This is a genomic window from uncultured Butyricimonas sp., assembly GCF_959596855.1.
Classification (GTDB): Bacteria; Bacteroidota; Bacteroidia; order Bacteroidales; family Marinifilaceae; genus Butyricimonas; species Butyricimonas muris.
Genome location: NZ_CAUFYA010000006.1, coordinates 37,650 through 57,834 on the forward strand (window position 1 = coordinate 37,650; position 20,185 = coordinate 57,834).

Sequence of the window (20,185 nt, forward strand, 5' to 3'; positions counted from 1 at the left end):
TTTACATTTTTACATTTTCGAATCTCTTCATCGTGTCGTTGAAGTCGGTTATCAGGTTTTTCATCATTTCCGCCACGGTTTGTTCTTTATGAAGCATGGATGCGATTTGTCCGATTTCGAGTTCGCCTTCCACCATATCGCCCTCGAATATACCTTTTTTTGCTCTGCCTTTCCCTAGCAATTGGGTTAATTGTGCGGCGTCAGCACCGGCATCCTCGAGCGCTTTTACTTGCTCGAAAAACTCGTTTTTAATCAAGCGGGTAGGGGCAAGTTTCTTTAACGCTAGCATCGTTCCGCCCTCATCAGTGTTCAGTACCCGTTGTTTGAATGCCGGGTGTGCGGATGATTCTGTCGCCACGGCAAAAAGAGTCCCGATTTGTACGCCTTCGGCACCAAGTGCCATGACTGCCGCCATGGATTTACCCGAGGCAATTCCCCCGGCGGCGATCACGGGAAGGGTGGTGGCTTCCACCACGTTCGGGATTAAAGTCAGTGTCGTCGTTTCTTCCCGTCCGTTGTGTCCTCCCGCCTCGAATCCTTCGGCAACCACGGCATCCACGCCTGCTTCCTCGCATTTTTTGGCGAATACGGCACTACTGATCACGTGTACCACCGTGATCCCGTGTGATTTTAACAAGGGTGTCCATTTTTTCGGGCTTCCGGCAGAGGTGAATACAATTTTTACCCCTTTGTTGATAATGATCTCTATAAGCCGGTCGATTTCCGGATAAAGCAGGGGCACGTTGATCCCCCACGGCTTATCGGTCGCCTGCTTCATTTTGTGAATATGTTCCACTAGAGTTTCCGGGTGCATAGAACCTGCGCCCAATAGTCCTAACCCACCGTGATTACTTACAGCTGAAGCCAATCGCCAACCGCTGCACCATACCATACCCCCTTGAATAATCGGGTATTTTATATTGAAAAGTTTTGTTATTCTGTTTTCCATGATTATAATGAGTTATATATGATGCAAATTTAAGAAAATACTTGGATTGCTTTCTGCCGACAACATTTTTCCATTAAAAAAGCCTCCGTCGCGTGACGAAGGCTTTATATATGATTTAGAATAATTCGTTTACTTCTGGATATTCGGTAATTCCAAGCCAAGACCTTTCTTCTTGTCTACTGCTTTTAGTATGAATCCCAAAATCAGGGCGGCTCCACCCAAGCAAGCCAACATCACCAGCGGAGCGGTGTAGTTGTAAGAAATTGCGGCTTCTTCGGGGGTAATGATTCCGCTTTTCAAATCGGCTACCAGTTGAGGGTTAGTTTTATCCAATACCTTACCGATGAGTAGGGGGAATAACCACAACCCGATATTTTGAACCCAGAAAATCAAAGCGTAGGCACTACCGATAATTTTGGAGTCCACCAATTTCGGAACGCTAGGCCACAGTGAGGCGGGTACCAAAGAGAAACTGGCGCCGAGGACGAGGATCGTGACATAGGCAACGACAACACCTCCGATGGCATTTCCTTGGAACATGGGTAAAATGAAGGCAAAAGTGAGATGGCAAATGATAAGCAGAACGGAACCGATGACAAGCATGGATGCTGCTTTACCTTTGTGATCCACGTAATTACCCAAGATAGGCGTGATACCCACTGCCAACAACGGGAATACGGCAAAAATGGTTTCCGCACTCTGGCGCATGTAACCCATGTAACAGAATATAATCAATGACACGACGGCTAATGCCAACAGACCGTACTTCATGCCTTTGGTTTTCGAGAAGTTGCTGGCAAAAGCGGCAGCAGCCACGACAAGCATGATGCAATACTGGATAATCGTCACCGTGTTGGTCGCCCAGAAAGAATTGGGATCTACCGGGTTGAATGTCAAGTTACATTGTAACATGTTCACGGCATATTTCTGGAAGGGGAAGATTGCCGAGTAGTAGAGTACGCAAAGCAAGGCTACCAACCAGAACCCCATGCTGGACATGATTTTACCCAAGTCGCTGAGCTTGAATGGATCGTCTTTCTCTTCCGCTTCTCCGGTTTGTGCATCAAGTTTTTTGTCAGCGAAGAAATAGACGATGAACATGATGAGTGCAACGAGCAGCAAGATAACCCCGAAAGCTACTGAACGGGAAACGTCAATATTGCCGCCCAGTTTGGCGAATACCGGCGAGAAGATCATACAGGAAGCTACTCCCAGACGGGCTAGAGCCATTTCGGACCCCATGGCCAAAGCCATCTCGCGACCTTTAAACCATTTCACGATTCCGCGAGAAACCGTGATACCTGCCATTTCAACACCACACCCGAAGATCATGAAGCCTACCGCCGCGAATTTCGCTGATGCGGGCATTCCTTTATAGAAAGGAGAGATACCCAATTCGTCAAAACCGGGGATGTAATTCAAGTTGTTGGTAAACCAAGTGTCTAATCCGCTACCTTGAAAACTTTCGGTCACGGCGTACCAGTTAATGGTGGCACCGACCAGCATCACGACCCCGGAAAGGATTGCCGTGAAGCGAACTCCCATTTTGTCAAGGATGATTCCCGCGAAAATGAGGAAGAAGATAAAGACATTCAAAAATGTTTCCGATCCTTGCATTGTTCCGAATGCAGTGGAGTCCCAACCTCGGGTGGACTGCATTAAATCTTTAATGGGCGATAGAATGTCCATAAAGATATAAGAACAGAACATGGCAAAAGCTAGGAGTAAGAGAACCGTCCAGCGCATGGCTGCCGAATCTCTAAGGGTTTGTTGAATTTTTTCTACCATAATTATTTATTTAAAAAAGTTGATCTTGCACACAAACGCCCAAAGGTAAAATAAAATATGGAAAATCTTTAAATTTTTTTCTCAATTCTGTACACATTTCTGTCGCTGGCACTTCGGGACACCAGTTCTGCCAAAAATCCGGCTAGGAAGAGCTGGCTACCTATAATCATGCAAGTCAGCGCGATATAGAAATACGGGTTGTTTGCGACCAGCGGTGCCCGGAGTCCGTTGGAAAGCGCCATGAGTTTTTCGATACCGATCCACCCGGCGGCACAGAAACCGATGATGAACAGCAGTGTGCCCAGCGCCCCGAACAAGTGCATGGGTTTCTTGGCGAAACGCGTGATAAAGGTTACCGTGAGCAGGTCTAGGAAACCGTTTATAAAGCGGTTTAACCCGAACTTGGTAACGCCGTACTTGCGTGCTTGGTGGTGTACCACTTTTTCACCGATGCGGGTAAAGCCGGCTTGTTTTGCCAGTATGGGAATATAGCGATGCATTTCCCCGTACACTTCGATGTTTTTCACCACGGCACATTTATAGGCTTTCAGCCCGCAATTGAAGTCGTGCAGTTTGATACCCGAGAAGCGTCGGGCAGTGGCGTTGAAAAGTTTCGTGGGGACTGTTTTCGTGATTGGATCGTGTCTTTTCTGTTTCCAGCCGGACACGAGGTCATAATCCTCTTCCGTGATCATCCGGTAGAGTTCCGGTATCTCGTCCGGGCTGTCCTGTAAATCCGCATCCATGGTGATCACTACTTCGCCTTGTGCGTCCTCGAACCCGCAGTGCAAGGCGGCGGATTTCCCGTAATTGCGGCGGAATTTGATTCCCCGTACGCGATTGTCTTTTGCAGATAACTCTTCTATCACTTTCCAAGAAGAGTCATTGCTACCGTCATCAACCAGAATGATTTCGTAAGTAAAATGGTTGGCTTCCATCACCCGTTCGATCCACGCGGCGAGTTCCGGGAGCGATTCTTCTTCATTATATAACGGGACAACAACAGATATATCCATGACTAAAATTGTTGAGGGTTAAACGGGGGCGTCTTTCTTTTCACCAGTCCGGCTATAAAGAGAGTGAATGCAGCCCCTACCAGTATTCTATTGAACAATTCTCCAAAAGCGATCACGACGGGAGAAAAGAACAGGTCGCTCAAACTCGTGTTGAATAATTCCTGTAAATTCATGTTTTTGTACACTTCGTTCATCATCGTGAGCATGACCTTTTTATAGGTAGCCAGCAATTCCGAGTCCGAAGAGTAAAGAATAAACGTGTAAACGGCGTAACAAACTGCCGCGACGGCAAGGATATATATGCCGGTGGAAAGGGCTTTCCCGTAGGATATGATTCCCGCCAAGTGGTCGTCCCTGTATTTTTTTATCCCGATGAAAACCCCGAAAATGGTCAGCATCATGATAATATTATTGAATTGCGGGTTCGCCACTACTCCTTTGCCCGCGTAGGCGAAGAGCAAAGAGGCGATGATGAAACTGCCGCCGATAAGTCCGCCGAATAACGTGTTTGGTTTAAAGAATGATTCGTTTGTATTTTCCATTATTCACGACTCCTTTCAATATAGTTGTGCTGCCCCTCTCAAGGAGATCATTTCTCCGGGTTGCGGCTTGTCCCCGTTCTCCATGTAATTGTATTGTAATAATTTCGCCAGTTTGATACCGTATATTTGTGAAATCATGTACATCGTGTCACCCGGTTTGCACTTGTGGAAGGTGTAACCTTTTGGAGCTTTGTTTTTCTTCTTTTTCAAGAAGATGTGCATGCCGTTACGCGTGGAGAGTTCGTTTTTGTCGTTGTAAGCCAGAAGACGTTTCAAGGGAATACCGAAGTACTGGGAGATGCCTTCAAACGTGTCGCCCTCCTGCACCTTGATGCAAGGGATATTGTTGATGTAGACCACCCGGCTTTGGTAGTTCTTCGTGTCTCCGAGTTTATAATTCAGTTCGCCCGGGCTTTGACGATGCCTTTTCCCGGGTTTGTCGAATTGATATAGCTCTTCTTCTTCTATGATTTTGATTAATTTCTGCGCGTAATCGGGAGCCGTGGCGTATCCTGCCTTTTTCAGTCCTTTCGCCCAACCCTTGTAATCCGTTTTGGAAAGTTTGAACAATGGGGCATACCGGGAGCGGGAGGTCAGAAATTCGCTATGGTCTACCCACGATTCCTCGGGATTCCGGTATTTGCGAAAACACTCGTTCCGGCTGTCGTCGTCCATGATAAAACTTGCCCCGTTCCAGTTGTGGCATTTGATACCGAAATGATTGTTCGCGTTTACCGCCAGTTGGGATTTGCCGCAACCGGACTCCAGTATCCCTTGCGCCAGCTTGATACTGGCAGGTATTCCCGTGCGATCCATTTCCTGAATGGCGATGGATTTGTATTTTTTGATGAATGCTTTTCTACTGTCGTTCGTTGCACCACATATGTTGACACATATAAAAGTAAGAAATAAAATAGCGTAAATCTTGCTCATGATTCGTGATAAAGTTTTATATTGGCGGTAAAATTACGAAAAAAATTAGAATGGAGAAAGCGGAATTAAAGATAGATTACATCTTATACCGGGAATCTTACCCGGAAGGGTACGAGGAATTGTGTCGTGCCGCCTTGGAAATCACGGAAAATGCTTATTGCGTGTATTCCGGTTTTGCTGTCGGGGCAGCCGTTTTGATGAATAACGGGGAGGTAATCCGTGGTACGAATCAAGAGAATGCGGCTTACCCCTCGGGACTCTGCGCGGAGCGCACCGCCTTGTTTTATGCCTGTTCCGCTTACCCGGAAGCCGGGGTGAAAGCCATAGCCGTCGCGGCACGGGACAAGGGTGTCGAGGTCGACGAGTATGTCACGCCTTGCGGGGCTTGCCGGCAGGTGATGTCCGAGATTGTCGGGCGCTATCATGCTGATTTTGACGTAATCCTTATCGGGCGCACGAGTACCTTGCTGGTGAAGGCGAGTCAGCTATTGCCTTTCTCCTTCAAATTAGGGGATACCCGCCCGTGATACTCCCGCGTAGGGATAAGATAGGTTTTCGAGAGCGATATTATTGATTCAGGGGACGTGCCACGCGTGAGTTTTAAATTTCCTTATATTTCGTTAAAACGTGGGCTAAGTGTGGGCGAACATCAGGCGAAGAGTGGGCGATGCCGCCTAATAGTCACTTGAATCCCGCCCGAAACTCGCTCAAAATTTTAGGAAAGGGGTAGGAAAAGGGTAGTTATAGGTATTCAAATGACAAAGGTGCGAGAAAACGGGCGTGATTTGGAACGGAGTGTTAAAATAGCTATCTTTGAACGAGAAAAGTTACATTATGAATAAACAGAACAAAGATACTTTTGAATATTTGTTCAATACTTATTACAAGGATTTGTACGTGCATGCCTTGAGTTTCGTCCGGGATGAGGAGGAAGCGAAGGATATTGTCACGGACGTGTACGAGTATATCTGGAAAAATTTCACGAGGTTGGATGCTTCTGTTTCATTACGTCCCTTGTTGTATACTTTAACCCGTTCTCGTTCTCTCGATTTTTTGCGGCGGGAAAAATCCAAGGAGAAGTTTTTGGCTTACCAGCGGACGTTGCCGGAGGCGGAGGAAGAGTACGAGGAGCACGAGGAGTTGCTCGCGAAAGTGATGCGCGTGATAGAAAATATGCCGGTGCAGACGGCGACGGTGTTTCGTAAATGTTTTCTTGAAAAGAAAAAATATCAGGAGGCGGGGGATGAGTTGAATATTTCAATCAACACGGTAAGGTGGCATATCACGAAGGCTATGAAGTTGTTACGAGAATCATTGTCCGGGGAGGAAATGGTGTTGTTGTACGTCTTATTTGTTAAAAAATAAAAATTATTCATTTTTAGCCCACATGATTCGGGGTTCTTTACGTGTTATGTATAAAAGCACATGAAATGGAAGCGAACGAGAAAAATGATCAACTGGAATTTGCCTTGAATGTACTCAATCATCCGGAGTTATTGCAAGATGAGTATGTTTGGGAATGGTTGAGTCACGCGGAGAACAAGAAATTGTACGAGGAGTGTCGCCTTTATCTGGAGGCGGGATTGAAGCTCGAAGTCGGCGATTCTTTGGACGTGAAGAGTGAATTTGAGAAATTCAACCGGAAAATGCAGTCACCTGTCCGTGCTTTCTATCGTTGGACTGCCGCGGCTGCAGCCGTGGTTATCCTCGTGGCAAGTGGTTGGTGGTTGATGAACGAGTCCTCGTCGCGGGAGATCGGGCAGGACGTGATTGCCGGGCTTCAGCATATCGTTGTGCCGGGAAAGAATCAAGCGGTGCTGGTCACGGAAACGGGACGGGAAATCGTTTTGGGAACGACGTCCGGCACGAGCGTGATGGTGGAAGGTGGAGTTAACGTGGTGGATGATAGTACGCGGGGCGTGAGTTACACGACTTCGGAGGCTGTCGAGGTGTACTACCACACGTTGAGGGTTCCGAAGGGGGGAGAGTACCGGATCGTGTTGAGCGACGGGACGGAAGTGTGGTTAAATTCGGAGTCGGAGTTGAAGTTTCCCACGGTGTTCACGGGCGGAAAACGTGAGGTGGAATTGAGAGGCGAGGGGTATTTTTCCGTGGTGCATGACGGGCATCTGCCTTTTATCGTGGTAGCCTCGGGCGTGCGGACAAAGGTGTACGGCACGGAGTTCAACGTGAAGGCGTACGCGGGCAACCAAGTGGATGTGACGTTGGTGGAGGGAAAAGTTGCCGTGAAGCAGGCGGGTGACGGTTCGGAGTATCCTTTGGCTCCTGGGGAGAACGCTCATTTCGCGGAGGGAATGGCTCCTCTGATCGAGAAGGTGAACGTACACAAGTATATTGCTTGGAAGGAGGGGTATTTCTACTACGAGAACGAGCGGCTCGAGGTGATCGTGAACGATTTGAAGCGGTGGTATGATTTTGATGTCGTGTATGTTGGCAGTGGCGTGAAGGATCTTAGGTTTGAACTTTGGTCCGGAAGGGATAGCGATATCGATACGATCATGGGATTGTTGACGAAAACGAACAAGGTGAGCGTGAGATTGGACGGGCGTACATTGATTGTGTCCGAGAGAAACAAATAATTGTGTAATTATTGCAAGAACAGGATTATAGAAACCTAATTTATTTTTACTTATGATGAAAAAAAGGAACTGTAATGGTTCTGGCAATCGCGGGATTGGCGGAATCATCAAGAAGGTTATGCTTATTCAATTTGCGCTTGCTTTGTGTATTTTCACGAGTGTGGCGTCGGTGGTTTCACAAAACCGGGAGGTGAATCTGACTTTCGAGGACGTGTCTTTATCTTCGGCACTGAAAGGATTGAGCGAGGCATCCGGTTGTAAGTTTATTTTTAATTACGATGATTTGAACCGCTACAAGGTAACGGCTAAATTGCAGGGGACGAACGTGGAGGAGAGTTTGAATATTTTGTTGAAGGATGCCGCCGCTACCTCGTTGTACGGTGTGCGGGCTTCCAATGGCGTGATTGTGATCGTGACGAAGAAGGCCAAGGATAAGACCACGGATGTGAATGTTTCTGCCGGATTTTACGTGAACCCACTTCCGAGTTTGAGTTATCAGGATTACGCTTCTTCCAGTGACGTTATTGATTTCGAGCGGGAGTTCCTGTTGAACGATCCGACTTACAAGAGTAATCCTGCCGATTATTTCAGTAACAAGAATGATCCGACTAACCCGGGTCGATTGACGGGAGTGGAGCAGTTGTATTACGAGTTGTCTTTGGGAAACCTGACCGAGGCGCAGTTGAATCAAAAACTGGACGAATTGCGTAAATACGATTATCGTAAGGAAAGACAGAAGGCGTTGTTGGAAACAGCCGTGACGCAGGATTACAATTTGTCGATAGCCAGAGGCGGGGAAAATTCCAATTTGTTCGTGTCGTTCCGTTATCAGGATTACGGGCAATACGTGAAAAGCACCGAAAGCAAGCGTTTTAGCGTTTATTTGAAGAGCGAAATGGATTTGGCGAAGTGGTTTAAATTAACGTATGGTGCCAATGCTTATTTTTCCCGCACGAAACAATCCGTATCGATAGATGATTTGGATGCGGGGTATTTAAATGAAATTATGCCTTACGAGAGATTGAAAGATGACGACGGAAATCTGGTGTATCATTACTTCCACAATTATTACCTGTCACAGGAAATAAATGAAACGGAAGGGTTGAAGTTTATGGGGTATAATGAATTGGAAGCATCTACCCAGAATATGCAGACTACGCGGGATACTTATTTGAAGCTGTTCGCCCACACGGATTTCAAGATTATGAAAGGTTTGGATTTGGGATTGAAGTTCCAGTACGAGAGGAATTACACGGATAAAGATCGTTATGACGAGAAGGATTCTTACATGATGCGTAAGCTGGTCAACGAGTTTGCCACTAAAAACAGTTATGGCGATTTCGAGTATAATATTCCGGATGAAGGGCATATCAGGAAAGATAATAACCGGAGCGAATTCTATAATTTCCGGGCACAGGCGAATTACCAGACAACTATCGGGGAGGATCATGATATCACGGTGTTGGTCGGTGGTGAAATCCGACAAGATCATTGGCGGTCGTCCGGGAGTGAGGCTTACGGGTATGATAATGATAAGCTGACTTACGCGCAGATGGATTGGTTGACCTTGAGCCAAGCCGGAGTGATCGGGCAGTTGAGCACTTCGACGAGAAAGAAACGGAGCGAGTATATTTCAACCGGTGATACCAAGCATCGCTACGTGTCTGCTTACGCTAATGCCGGGTATACTTACGCGGGACGTTACACGCTGAACGGGAGTATCCGGGTAGATCAGGCAGACCTTTTCGGTACAGACCCGAAATACAGGTACAGACCTTTGTGGTCGTTGGGTGCTAGCTGGAATATAACGAACGAGGCTTTCTTGCAGGATGTCAATTATCTTGATTTGTTAAAGCTACGCGTGACTTATGGTATAACGGGTAACGTGGATCAAAATTCGTCACCTTATTTATTAGGGGCGTATATGAATTCACTTTGGATTAACGCGAGCATAACGGATATACTTGTGGCGCCGAATAAATTATTGCGTTGGGAGAAGACTTCTTCTTTCAATGTCGGTGTTGATTTCTCGCTTTTTTCACGGTTAAGCGGTTCTCTTGACGTGTACCGGAGATATAGTTCCGATTTGTTGGCGAAGAAGTCTTTGGATCCGTCTTACGGGTTCACGGATGCAACCGTGAATAACGGGGAAATGAAGAACACGGGTATGGAGTTGAGTTTGTCATACGATTGGTTGAAAAAGAAAGACTGGTCGTTGAATACCATGTTCACGGCTGCATATAACAAGAATAAGATCAAGAAGATCGGTTACACGCCAACGGTAGCGGACGATATGTTGATATACCCGTATTCCTATTACTTGCAGGGTGATACTTACGGGACGGTGTACGCGTATCGTTACGCGGGGTTGACGGAAACGGGTGATCCTTCGGTGTATGATGAGAATGGCGAGGTGCAATCCAACACGGCGGTGGATAATATCCATGCCTTGGTGGCGAAAGGACAATTGGCACCGAAATGGAACGGGGCGTTAGGGCTGAATTTAAGATGGAAGTCTTTGGAATTGAATGCCAAATTCGTGTATTATCTGGGACATTCGTTGCGTAATGATGTGCCAAAGTTGTATTCCGTGTATAGTGAAATCACGAGAAATATGCATAAAGATATCGCGAAACGCTGGACTCCGGAGAACATGGATACGGATGTGCCGTCGATGGGACCGAACGGGTTGGCGAGAGATCGGGATTTGCATTGGAGATATGCCGACGTGCACGTGTTGAGTGCTTCATTTATCAAGTGTCGTAATATCGGGCTTTCTTATACTTTGCCGCGGGAGTGGGTACGTACCCTGAAATTGAAGAACGTGAATGTGCGGGCTCAGGTGAATAACCCGTTCTATTGGGCAAAGAATAAAGAGGGAATTGACCCAGAGGCTTTCAACGCTAACGAGGGGACACGCACGCAGGAGCAGGTGACGACGTATGTTTTCGGTTTGAATATTAATTTTTAAGGGGAGTAGAATATGAAAAGATATATAACGATAGGCAGTTTGTGGTTAATCATGCTGTTTTCTGCATGTGATAATTTTCTGGATATAGTGCCTAAAGGAAAGTCCGTGTTGAACTCCACGGAGGATTACCTCGGCTTGCTGGAAGAGATAAGCCCGAATTATGATATGGGAAATTTCTGGTATCTGGCGGATGAGGTGTGTAGTTATAATATGCCCACGTTGGATGCTTACCAGTACCCGTTGCCAGCGATTTGTTTCTTCTGGGACGAAACGAAGAATCGTGCGGATTACATGGAAACGGATGATTTGTACGAGAAGTGTTACAAGCGTATTATGCGATACAACGTGATTATATCGAATATCGGTGATTCGGAAGGGGACGCAACGGATAAGGTGACGGGGATGGCACAGGCGAGGATCATGCGGGCGTATAATTATTTCTTTTTGGTGAATAAGTTTGCCAAGTTCTATGACAAGAACACGGCGGCGACCGATAACGGGATTATTATCCATGAAGAGTTGAACTTGGAGGCGAAGAGCAAACAGTACACTGTGGCTCAAGTGTACGAGATGATCGAACGTGATATCGAGGCGGCTTTGCCCGACCTGCCAGAACGTGCGACGGGTGTTTCCCGTCCGGATAAGTATTTCGGGTACGCCTTGAAGGCAAAAGTACATTTGTTCAAAAGGGAGATTGACGAGGCGTTGGCTGCCGGGTTGGAGGCGTTGAAATCGGATTATCACAAGTTGTGGGATATGCCCGCTCTACACACGAAATTGATAGCGGAGAATCCTATACTCGGGATGATGCCTTCCATGTGGAGTAGCTATGTGTATCGGACGGAGGATGATCCGGAGAATTTATTGTACCAGTTCGGGTTGAATCAGTTTGATCCTTCTCCTTCTTATGTCCGCAAGCCGATTATCGATTTGTATGATAAGACGAATGATTTGCGTTACGTGATGTGTATCTCGTACGCGATGCCGGCACGTCCGACGGCGGAGGTCGGGGCAATGCCGATGATGTGCCAGAATATCAAGTGGAATTGCGGTGGTATCCGTTTGTCGGAGGTGTATTTGATGGTGGCGGAGTGTTACGCTCGGAAGGATGATAAGACGAATGCGTTGTATTATCTGGACGAGTTGCGGAAAATGAGATTCTTGCCCGCGGGGTACAAGGCTTCGGAGGCAGCGGATGCGAAAGCGGCATTTCAGTTGATTCGTGATGAACGGAAACGGGAGTTGTTGCTTACTTCCAACGGGTTCTTTGATATGCGTCGTTTCTGTGCGGAATTTAACGAGACGCTGACGAAAGAGTACGTGATGAAAAATTCTACCACGGGAGAAATCACGACCAAGACGTACACGTTGAAGCCCGATTCCCCGTTATTGATCTGGCCTTTCCCGAAGAATGCGATGGAAACGAGTGATTTGATTCAAAATACGACTTTATGAGATGGGATTTTAATTTGTTGTTCATGCTACTGGTTCTGGCTTTTGCTGGAACCGGTTGCCAGAACGGGAATGTGCCGGAAACGAGGGTGACATTCACGAAATCGGTGGACGGGGATATTTATTTCCAACCGGAGGAAAAAAGCGGGTACGAGAAGGTGATGCCGGATTCTTTGGGGAATCGCGTGTTGAAGCTCGATTTGAAGGAACCGGGGTATTACCGGTACGTGAGTACGAAGCAGGTTTTTTATCCCGTGTACCTGACTCCCGGTTCTCGAGTGGAGATTGTAGAAGATACTGACGGGGTGACCTTTAAAGGAGATCACGCGGCGGAGAATACTTTTTTGGCGGAGAATGCTTTTATCGGGGTTTCCGCTGACGGGGTGGACACGTATTCTGCCGAATGGCTGAAAATGAACGAGGAAGGAGTGGAACGTGTGATTGGTAAGTTGCGGGAATCCGGGTTGCTGCGGGAGTTCGTTCGGCAACAAGAGCTGAAATACAGGTACGGGTTTTACAATCAGTTGCTGGAAGGTCCGGCGTTGATGGCTATGTTTATGAACAAGAACGTGCAGTTGCCGGATGATTATTATGATTTTCTAAAAGATTTGAAGTTTGATGATCCGCTGATTACCCGGGTGCCGAAATGGTTCCAGATCATGTTGGCTGCTTTCGAACGGATGGAAAAAGAGGGGATGTTGGAAGTGTCGCCGGATAATTTTATGGAGATTTACGGTAAGCGGATAGAGGATGAAAAGGTACGTTCCCTGTTTTTGGTAAATCTGTTGGATTTTACGTTGCAGAAGGGGTATTCGGATCAATTCCCGAATTATATGATGAGCGTGCGGCGGCTGATTACCGATTCTATGGCAGTAGCCCAATTGCCGGTTATCGAAGCTCGTTATCAGGCTGCCCGGGAAGCGAATGAGGCTATTTTGCGGGGAATGCCCGCACCGGAATTTAAAGCGGTCGACGTGAAGGGAAAGGAGTATTCTTCTTCCGATTTTAAAGGGAAAGTACAAGTGCTGGACTTTTGGTTCACGGGTTGTGTTCCCTGTCGTGCCGAGATGCCCTACATGGAGAAATTGGCGGATGAACTGGAAGGACTGCCTATCGTGTTTGTTTCGATGTCTTTGGATACGGGGAACGAGTTGGTGGGACTTTGGAAGCAGATGGTGAAGGACAAGAAAGGTGCCGAGTATCATTTGAATGTGCCGGACGGTTTTAAATCAACGCTGGCAAAGAGTTACCTGATTCGAGCGGTTCCCCGGATTGTTATTATTGATAAGGAAGGTAAGATCGTGGACGCTTATGCCAAACGACCTTCTGATCCTAAATTGAAAATGCAACTGGAACAATTGATAAAGGAGTAGTTTCTTGGTTTTGAACTGATAGAGCCTGATTGTCATTTTGACGATCAGGCTTTGTTTTGTTTAAAATCAAATAACGATCGTTTAATAATGTACAAATATAAGACTTTTTTCATTATTAGTAAATAATAACTATTTTATTTTCGAAATTCACAATCAGATAGTTGTGAATTTGTCGATAATTGTCGTGTGTTGCGAGGCGAATTATCAATAAACGATCCTTTTTTGAGCGTGTGGTGGGGAGATAATCGTTTGATTGTTAGAGTGTAATTAGTTGCTCCGTCCATATCGAACGGAAAAGGCCGAGTGATTATGTGTTTACTAAGTAATTGAAAAATAGATAGAAATACAAGTTTAAATTTAATCGTGAAATTATGAGAAAAGTTCTAGTTGCAATTTTGTGTTTGGTCTTTTTGGGGGCTTGTACCCGAAAAGATGTAGAGGAACAGACGGAAATTCCCGGTAGTGGTTTGGCTCTGGCTGTACGTTCCGGCGACAGTTTGATTGCCGCAGGGATACCGGCTGCGGTTTATGATCTTACGGATCTTGGGGTAAATGAGCCGTGTACACCGTTGTATTTTGCTGTTGATGAGAAAATATCCTTTACGGATTTAGATGCCGGGGTGCATACGTTTTTTGTTTTGGGAAATAAAACAGAGGAGTATAACTGTCTGGTGTCGTTGGATGGAGATGATATGAAAACAGTTCAATTGAGATGGGAAGATTATAGGTTACCTGAACTTCTTGGGGGTGTTGTTAAAGTGAATGGTGCTAATGAAGTGGAAATGGTCGAAATGACTCGCTTGGTGGGTGGTTTGACTGTGAATGTGCTTAATAAAGACGAGTATGCACGAGTAGAGGTAAATCTGATAAGACCGTATTCGGAACAGGATACTATTTGGTTGAGCGATTATGCGCTGGTTCCGCAATATTATAATAGTTATTATTTGGAAGCCGGGGTGCTTGCTTATTGTTTCCCCGAGAGTACTCCGGTAAAAGGGGAAATATTCGCGTATGATGAATTTGGAAATACGTATTATTTTGATTTCGAGTCCTCGAAATGTATCGAGCAGAACCAAAAATTGACATTGAATATTACTTTGGAGCGTGCGTCTTCCATCGCCCGTTCCGCGAAGGTTAGGAATACGGTGACTTGTGTTGAGGAAGTGTCAGAATTATAATCTAAAATGATAACGAAATGAAAAAAATATTATATACTCTCGTGGTATTGTCAACCGTGTTATTCACGGGATGCCGGGAAGATCAACTGGAAGGAGAAGTCCCGGGAAAGGAAGTTGCCTTGACTTTCAGTAGCAGGTCTGCTGATTTGTCGGCGGAGGCATTAAGCAAGGAAATTAATAAGTTGCATCTATTGATTTTTAACGAGGACGGTAGTTTCTCGCAAAAAAAAGAGTTTGCCAGTTTGGCGGATGTGACACCCGTGAAATTACCTTTGGGAACTTATACGTTTGCTTATCTTTCTAATATTGACGGAGAGCAGATTAGTGGACTGGAAAGTCTGGATGATATTGTTGTAACGTTGCAAACGGATGCAAACGGCGATATTATTTTACCCGGTAGCATTTTCTCCGGTACGGATAAGATCACGGTGGGAGAGGATAAGACGAGTGATGCTTCTTTGAGCCGTATGGTGGGACGTTTGGATGTCAACGTGAGTGGGTTGAAAGGAGGCGTGGAGTTGCAAAGCGTGACTTTGTTAGGTTCGCCCAAATCCGTAAGTTTTAACGGGACACCTAAAGACACGAAAGCACAATTGAAAGTGCCGATGAGTAAGGACGGAGAACTGATGATGGGGCAGGCGGTAGCGTTCCCGACTTGTATCGATTCTCTGGCTCGCTTGGAATTTGTGATCGTGGAGAATGGCGAAATAAAGACTTACGTGTCTACATTGAAGAATAAAGTGGAAGCAAACAAGATTCACACGATCAACGCGAAGGTGAATATCGTGGGAGGTGTTTTTGATGTGGATATCCAGATGAGTTTGGAAGAATGGGGGGCTACGGAGAGCGAGGATATCACAGCTACTCAAAAAGTATATATTGATAGCTTGAAGGTGAAAATTGTCATGGAAGCAATGTCATTGAACGTGGAGCAGGTGAAGGAGATTTACATGAACTTTTTAGACCCGGGAAGGGAAAATTCTTTTAGTGTGCATGGTAATAAAGGAGAGGAGTATTATGGAATTGATATAAGTGGAGATACGCTCATATTGCATTCTCGCGGTCGGGTGGCGTGTGGAAATTATACCATGGATTATATTACAATACAGGATTCTTCGTATAATAGATTGTATGCGTTGCCTGCACCCGTGCAAAATGTTGTGATTGATACTACTTGTTGTGTCGTAATCGTGTTGCCTAAAATGCCGGATGTTGCGGCAGCTGACAAGGCTGCTGTGTTGGAGTTACGGGAAGCCATGAAAGCGGCTGGTGTTGAGATTCCCTCGAGTTGGAAAGGGGATAATATTAACTTGTGGTACGAGATTGAGTTGAACGCGGAAGGACGTGTTGTTGGGATCGGTTATTCAGATTTGGATGATTACGAGGATGATTATAGCCGGAACCGTGTCGCAAAGACGGCGGCGGCCGCAAATACAGCTTCAAAGGCGATAGCGAGAACGTTGAGTGGAGAGCAGGCAATTGCTTGGAGTTTGCCGGCTTCTTTCAAGGAACTGACGGCATTAAAATGTTTCAATATGTCGGATGGCGAGTATTATGGTATGTTGACAGAAATTCCCTCTTTTATAAAGGAATTGAGTAATCTCGAGGAATTGAGTGTTAGTGTGAATAGTACGACTCTTCCGGAATTGCCTGCCGGATTGAAATATCTGGAAGTAAAGAGTAAGACGTTGACTCAAATTCCGGCTCATATCGGGGATTTGACGCAATTGCAGGTGCTGATTATAGGGGTGCCGGATTACGAAGAAGATGATGAATACGATTATGATTATTTACCGTTATTGTCACAGGCGAGTGTTGCATCGATAGAGATGGATTTCGGTAAATTGGCGGAGTTGAAAGCGTTGTACCTCGTTGGTGGGGCGAATTGCGAAATACCGGACGGGTTGTGGAATCTGCCGGGAGGTTCTCTTCGTGAATTGGGACTTTATGGTTTTAGTCGTATTCAAGTACCCGTGTCAGTGAGCAAGTGGAGTGTCTTGGAAGATTTGTCATTGGCAAATGCGGTGATGGTGCCTTCAGATATCGAGGCGATAAAGAACTTGAATTTGACAGACCTGATGATTAATTCACCCGTTTTTGGACAAAGTGGGCTTCCAGCTTGGCTGGGGGGAATGAGTTCTATAGAAAATTTAACCTTGTTCGATTGCGGGATCACTTCTATACCGGAATCATTTAGCGGGTTAACCGGTTTGCGGGATCTTGATATGCCGCGTAATCCTAACTTGACAGGAATATTACCTACCGGTTTGTTGGAGCGATATAATGCCGGTGAATTGTATGTTTATGCTCCTGAATCGAAGGATTTTAGTCCTGACGGAACATGGCTGGAAGTAACCCCGGAACGGATTAATGTTCCGGTTGAGGGAGGGGTGTACGAGGTTGAGATTAAAACTGATTCCGAGTGGACTTGTTCGTTTGCGAGTGATGGAGATTGCGTGACTGTGATACCGGGGCAGGGAGAATTTATTCAGGCTGATAGTATTACCGGAGCCGGAATTTTGACAGGGCGTGGTAACGCGACTTTGAAAGTGGTTATGAAGGAAGCCTTATATGGAAGTTGGAGGTGTACCGGACAGTTGAATGTGCGTGTCGGGCAACGTAACACGGAGAGCGTTTCGATAGAGCAGGCGGAGGCGAAAGAAGAAAGACTCGAAACGAGTGTTAAAGATTCGTGTTCTTTGATGGCGGGAGATATGTTTGTGCTGGATGTGTCTTCTAATACGGAATGGGAGGTTCGTTCAGAAATTATTGATGGAGAGGGATGGTTGAACATGGAACCGAGTTATGGGACTGGAAATGGAACTTTAACGGGCGTACTTGAGATGCCGGACGGTGTAGCGTCGTGCACGATCTTGGTGCGTTTGTATTCATTGCGAACCGGTAGAGAGAGGGCAATTCTCGTAACAGGACATTCAAAGTCGGTGGAGATACCGAGGGATTCCACGAATATGAAGTGATGAAGCGTGCGAGTAGTAACCGTTAAAATGTATAGTATGAAAAAATTGATTTATATATTCATGGTGTTGTCGCTGTCGCTGGGATTCTGTGGTTGTGGCGGTAGCGGAGGGGATAGTCCTGAACCGGAGCCGGAACCGGAACCGGTCAACCCGGCGGGAGCCGTGAAGGTTGAATTTGCCTTGAAGAGCGGTATCGGTAGTCTGGATGATGCCGGGTTGAAAGGGATTATCTCGCACGTGCGTTTGTACGTGTTTGATCAGGCGGGGAAGTTGTTGAAAAATTATAAATATAATTCCGTGGCGGACATCAAGAGCGTTGAATTGGAGAAGGGAAGCTACACGGTGGCATTCGTGGGGAATGTGCCGGAGGACGGGAATATTTCCGGGGAAACGGTGGGTACGGCTCTTGCCGATATGAAGATTCAATTGACGAGGAAGGAGAATGCCGCTAATTTCACCCCGCTTGGAGATGTGCTTTTTGCGAAAAACACGTTGACGGTAGGCGAGGAGGAGGTCAAAGTGGAGCTTACCGTGAAACGAACGCTCTCGACCACTAAAGTACAGATGACGGATAATTCCGGGAAAATCGCGGAGGCAGGAGTGCTTGTGCCCAACGTGGGGACAACGCTTGCTTTCGGGGACACGGAGTGGAAGAATCCCGGAACGGTGTTCGTGACCATGACGAAAGGCGGAGCGGCAAGAAGTTTTTCACGGGCGGATGACGAGAATAAGAATTACTCGGCGACGATGAATATCGCGGTGGTGAGCGAGAGCGGTAGTGGCAGTACCGGGGAGAGTAATAATATCCAGTGTAATATTATCGCGAAGGATGCTTCACAAGAGGTGGTTTTGGCTCAAGTGATAAATGTTGTTGCGGAAACCAAACCGGACACGGAAGTTTCCATGAACGTGGAGGTGAACGAGAGCAATTCCGGTGACGGGCAACTCGAATCGACCGTGAACAAGGTGGAAACGAAAGATGAAACTGGGAAGACGGAGGAATTGCCGGGCGATAAGATTGAAGTTAAGGAAACCGACGTGACGCTCGAGGTGTTCCCCGGTGATTGGGAAACGGGAAATTCGGAGGACGTGGAAATTGGCGAGCGGGAAGATTTTGTTCGACCGGGAGGCTCGGAAGTGGATTGGGAGAAAGGAGAGGAAGAAGATGTCGTTGTGACCGATTAGTTTTATAGATAAATTTTGAAGGCCAACTGGTTTATTGCAAATTAGTTGGCCTTTTTTTATGTTGTGATATTTATAATTATCTATAAAAGTTTATATGATAATTTATTGAGAATCAAATAACCTTCGTTTAATGATTCACAAATATAAGACATTTTTTATTATTTGTAATTATCCATCTGTTTATTTTTAAAATTCATACACAGAGAGTTGTATTTCTATTAGGCGTGCTGTCTTCGGATATTATTAAGTTATCATTAATTGAACATTTTTTGATATGTTTTAAGACTGTAATCATCTGATATTTAATATATGAAACATTGTTTTGTCATTATTAAACAAAATGAATTAGTTTATTGGTTGATTGCTAAATAATTGAGAGACAGATAGAATTACAAGTGTAAATTTTAATTGCGAAATTATGAGAAAAGTTCTAGTTGCAGTTTTTTGTTTATTCCTTTTCGGGGCTTGTTCCCAGAAAAGTGAAATGGAGCAAACGGAAATTCCGGAAAGAGGTTTGGAGTTGGCTGTGCGTTCCGGTGAAGGTGTGATTCCGGAGGAAGGGATGTCTGCTTCGGTGTATGACCTTACTTATTTGAAGTCCGATGAAGTATGTGAACCGGTTTATTTTGCCGCGGGAGAACCAATAGCGTTCAAGGATTTGGATGCCGGCGAACATACGTTTTTCGTGTTGGGTAATGATAGAGAGGAACAATCGAACTATGTTGTTTTGAGAGATAAGGACAAGAAAGTGTTGTTTTTGCAATCTGATTATTATACTCTTCCCGAATTGTTTGGAGGTGTGGCTCGAGTGGACGGTGCAAATGCTTCTGAAACGGTGGTGATGAACCGTCTGGTTGGGGGGCTTGTCGTGAACGTGGTGAACGAGGATGAATTTTACGCGATGGATATTTTTTTCGATCGTCCGGAGTTGGACGAGATTCAGGTGAATGATTATACTATTATTCCCCAATGGGATTCTTATAACCTTGGGCGAGGCTACGAATGTTATAGTTTCCCGACAAAAAACGTGGTGAGCGGGACGGTTATTGTTTGGGATGAATACAAGAACGAGTCTTATTTTGATTTCAAGTCCGAGAAATGTATCGAACGCAACAAGAAACTGGAGTTGAATATCACGTTGGTGCCCGGTTCCTCGATAGCTCGTTCCGGGGATGCTGGAAATAAGGCGGTTTGTGAGGAAAAAGTATCTGATTTATAAT

Annotated in this window: 15 protein-coding genes; 10 read left to right on the forward strand and 5 right to left on the reverse strand. The window is 45.9% G+C overall.

Going from position 1 to position 20,185, the window contains the following annotated elements; translation table 11 throughout:
* Window position 1: 1 nt before the first annotated feature.
* The 5 genes from Q5866_RS04180 to Q5866_RS04200 form a co-directional block, all read right to left on the reverse strand.
* Window positions 2-949: a nitronate monooxygenase family protein gene (locus Q5866_RS04180; RefSeq protein WP_303179024.1), complete on the reverse strand. Its 948-nt coding sequence runs from the start codon at window positions 947-949 to the stop codon at window positions 2-4.
* Between the two features lie 129 nt (window positions 950-1,078).
* A complete protein-coding gene (locus Q5866_RS04185) occupies window positions 1,079-2,737 on the reverse strand; it encodes an MFS transporter (protein WP_186978104.1) in 1,659 nt (552 codons plus the stop codon).
* A 68-nt stretch (window positions 2,738-2,805) separates the two neighbouring features.
* A complete protein-coding gene (locus tag Q5866_RS04190) occupies window positions 2,806-3,753 on the reverse strand; it encodes a glycosyltransferase family 2 protein (protein ID WP_099294064.1) in 948 nt (315 codons plus the stop codon).
* A gap of 2 nt (window positions 3,754-3,755) precedes the next feature.
* Window positions 3,756-4,295 (reverse strand): DUF4199 domain-containing protein, encoded by a 540-nt coding sequence (locus tag Q5866_RS04195; RefSeq protein WP_186978102.1) that lies wholly within the window; start codon window positions 4,293-4,295, stop codon window positions 3,756-3,758.
* A gap of 15 nt (window positions 4,296-4,310) precedes the next feature.
* Window positions 4,311-5,228: a glucosaminidase domain-containing protein gene (locus Q5866_RS04200; RefSeq protein WP_099294060.1), complete on the reverse strand. Its 918-nt coding sequence runs from the start codon at window positions 5,226-5,228 to the stop codon at window positions 4,311-4,313.
* A gap of 50 nt (window positions 5,229-5,278) precedes the next feature.
* Here Q5866_RS04200 and cdd point away from each other — a divergent pair, with 50 nt between their 5' ends.
* The 10 genes from cdd (at window position 5,279) to Q5866_RS04250 (ending at window position 20,184) form a co-directional block, all read left to right on the forward strand.
* Entirely contained in the window at window positions 5,279-5,755 is a 477-nt protein-coding gene (gene cdd / locus Q5866_RS04205; protein WP_186978100.1) for a cytidine deaminase, read from the forward strand.
* Window positions 5,756-6,062: 307 nt separating this feature from the next.
* A complete protein-coding gene (locus Q5866_RS04210) occupies window positions 6,063-6,593 on the forward strand; it encodes a sigma-70 family RNA polymerase sigma factor (RefSeq protein ID WP_186978098.1) in 531 nt (176 codons plus the stop codon).
* Between the two features lie 65 nt (window positions 6,594-6,658).
* Window positions 6,659-7,828, forward strand: a complete 1,170-nt coding sequence (locus tag Q5866_RS04215) for a FecR family protein (RefSeq protein WP_303179028.1) — start codon at window positions 6,659-6,661, stop codon at window positions 7,826-7,828.
* Window positions 7,829-7,880: 52 nt separating this feature from the next.
* The gene (locus tag Q5866_RS04220; protein ID WP_303179030.1) at window positions 7,881-10,799 is read left to right on the forward strand and encodes a SusC/RagA family TonB-linked outer membrane protein; all 2,919 of its coding nucleotides are present in this window, start codon (window positions 7,881-7,883) and stop codon (window positions 10,797-10,799) included.
* A gap of 12 nt (window positions 10,800-10,811) precedes the next feature.
* Complete coding sequence (locus Q5866_RS04225; protein ID WP_303179032.1) at window positions 10,812-12,254, forward strand: RagB/SusD family nutrient uptake outer membrane protein; 1,443 nt, start codon at window positions 10,812-10,814, stop codon at window positions 12,252-12,254.
* Window positions 12,251-13,624 (forward strand): TlpA disulfide reductase family protein, encoded by a 1,374-nt coding sequence (locus Q5866_RS04230; RefSeq protein WP_303179034.1) that lies wholly within the window; start codon window positions 12,251-12,253, stop codon window positions 13,622-13,624. Before Q5866_RS04225 ends, Q5866_RS04230 begins: the two co-directional genes overlap by 4 nt.
* Window positions 13,625-13,995: 371 nt before the next feature.
* Complete coding sequence (locus Q5866_RS04235; RefSeq protein WP_303179036.1) at window positions 13,996-14,802, forward strand: hypothetical protein; 807 nt, start codon at window positions 13,996-13,998, stop codon at window positions 14,800-14,802.
* 17 nt (window positions 14,803-14,819) lie between these two features.
* Window positions 14,820-17,780, forward strand: a complete 2,961-nt coding sequence (locus tag Q5866_RS04240) for a FimB/Mfa2 family fimbrial subunit (protein ID WP_303179038.1) — start codon at window positions 14,820-14,822, stop codon at window positions 17,778-17,780.
* Between the two features lie 36 nt (window positions 17,781-17,816).
* On the forward strand, window positions 17,817-18,965 hold the full coding sequence (locus tag Q5866_RS04245) for a FimB/Mfa2 family fimbrial subunit (RefSeq protein WP_303179040.1): 1,149 nt from the start codon (window positions 17,817-17,819) through the stop codon (window positions 18,963-18,965).
* 418 nt (window positions 18,966-19,383) lie between these two features.
* A complete protein-coding gene (locus tag Q5866_RS04250) occupies window positions 19,384-20,184 on the forward strand; it encodes a hypothetical protein (RefSeq protein WP_303179042.1) in 801 nt (266 codons plus the stop codon).
* The last annotated feature ends 1 nt before the right edge of the window (window position 20,185 follow it).

Bases quoted from the DNA above. Each gene is read 5' to 3' on its own strand.
- Q5866_RS04180 (WP_303179024.1), bottom strand. From the start codon at position 949: ATGGAAAACAGAATAACAAAACTTTTCAATATAAAATACCCGATTATT.
- Q5866_RS04185 (WP_186978104.1), bottom strand. From the start codon at position 2,737: ATGGTAGAAAAAATTCAACAAACCCTTAGAGATTCGGCAGCCATGCGC.
- Q5866_RS04190 (WP_099294064.1), bottom strand. From the start codon at position 3,753: ATGGATATATCTGTTGTTGTCCCGTTATATAATGAAGAAGAATCGCTC.
- Q5866_RS04195 (WP_186978102.1), bottom strand. From the start codon at position 4,295: ATGGAAAATACAAACGAATCATTCTTTAAACCAAACACGTTATTCGGC.
- Q5866_RS04200 (WP_099294060.1), bottom strand. From the start codon at position 5,228: ATGAGCAAGATTTACGCTATTTTATTTCTTACTTTTATATGTGTCAAC.
- cdd (WP_186978100.1), top strand. From the start codon at position 5,279: ATGGAGAAAGCGGAATTAAAGATAGATTACATCTTATACCGGGAATCT.
- Q5866_RS04210 (WP_186978098.1), top strand. From the start codon at position 6,063: ATGAATAAACAGAACAAAGATACTTTTGAATATTTGTTCAATACTTAT.
- Q5866_RS04215 (WP_303179028.1), top strand. From the start codon at position 6,659: ATGGAAGCGAACGAGAAAAATGATCAACTGGAATTTGCCTTGAATGTA.
- Q5866_RS04220 (WP_303179030.1), top strand. From the start codon at position 7,881: ATGATGAAAAAAAGGAACTGTAATGGTTCTGGCAATCGCGGGATTGGC.
- Q5866_RS04225 (WP_303179032.1), top strand. From the start codon at position 10,812: ATGAAAAGATATATAACGATAGGCAGTTTGTGGTTAATCATGCTGTTT.
- Q5866_RS04230 (WP_303179034.1), top strand. From the start codon at position 12,251: ATGAGATGGGATTTTAATTTGTTGTTCATGCTACTGGTTCTGGCTTTT.
- Q5866_RS04235 (WP_303179036.1), top strand. From the start codon at position 13,996: ATGAGAAAAGTTCTAGTTGCAATTTTGTGTTTGGTCTTTTTGGGGGCT.
- Q5866_RS04240 (WP_303179038.1), top strand. From the start codon at position 14,820: ATGAAAAAAATATTATATACTCTCGTGGTATTGTCAACCGTGTTATTC.
- Q5866_RS04245 (WP_303179040.1), top strand. From the start codon at position 17,817: ATGAAAAAATTGATTTATATATTCATGGTGTTGTCGCTGTCGCTGGGA.
- Q5866_RS04250 (WP_303179042.1), top strand. From the start codon at position 19,384: ATGAGAAAAGTTCTAGTTGCAGTTTTTTGTTTATTCCTTTTCGGGGCT.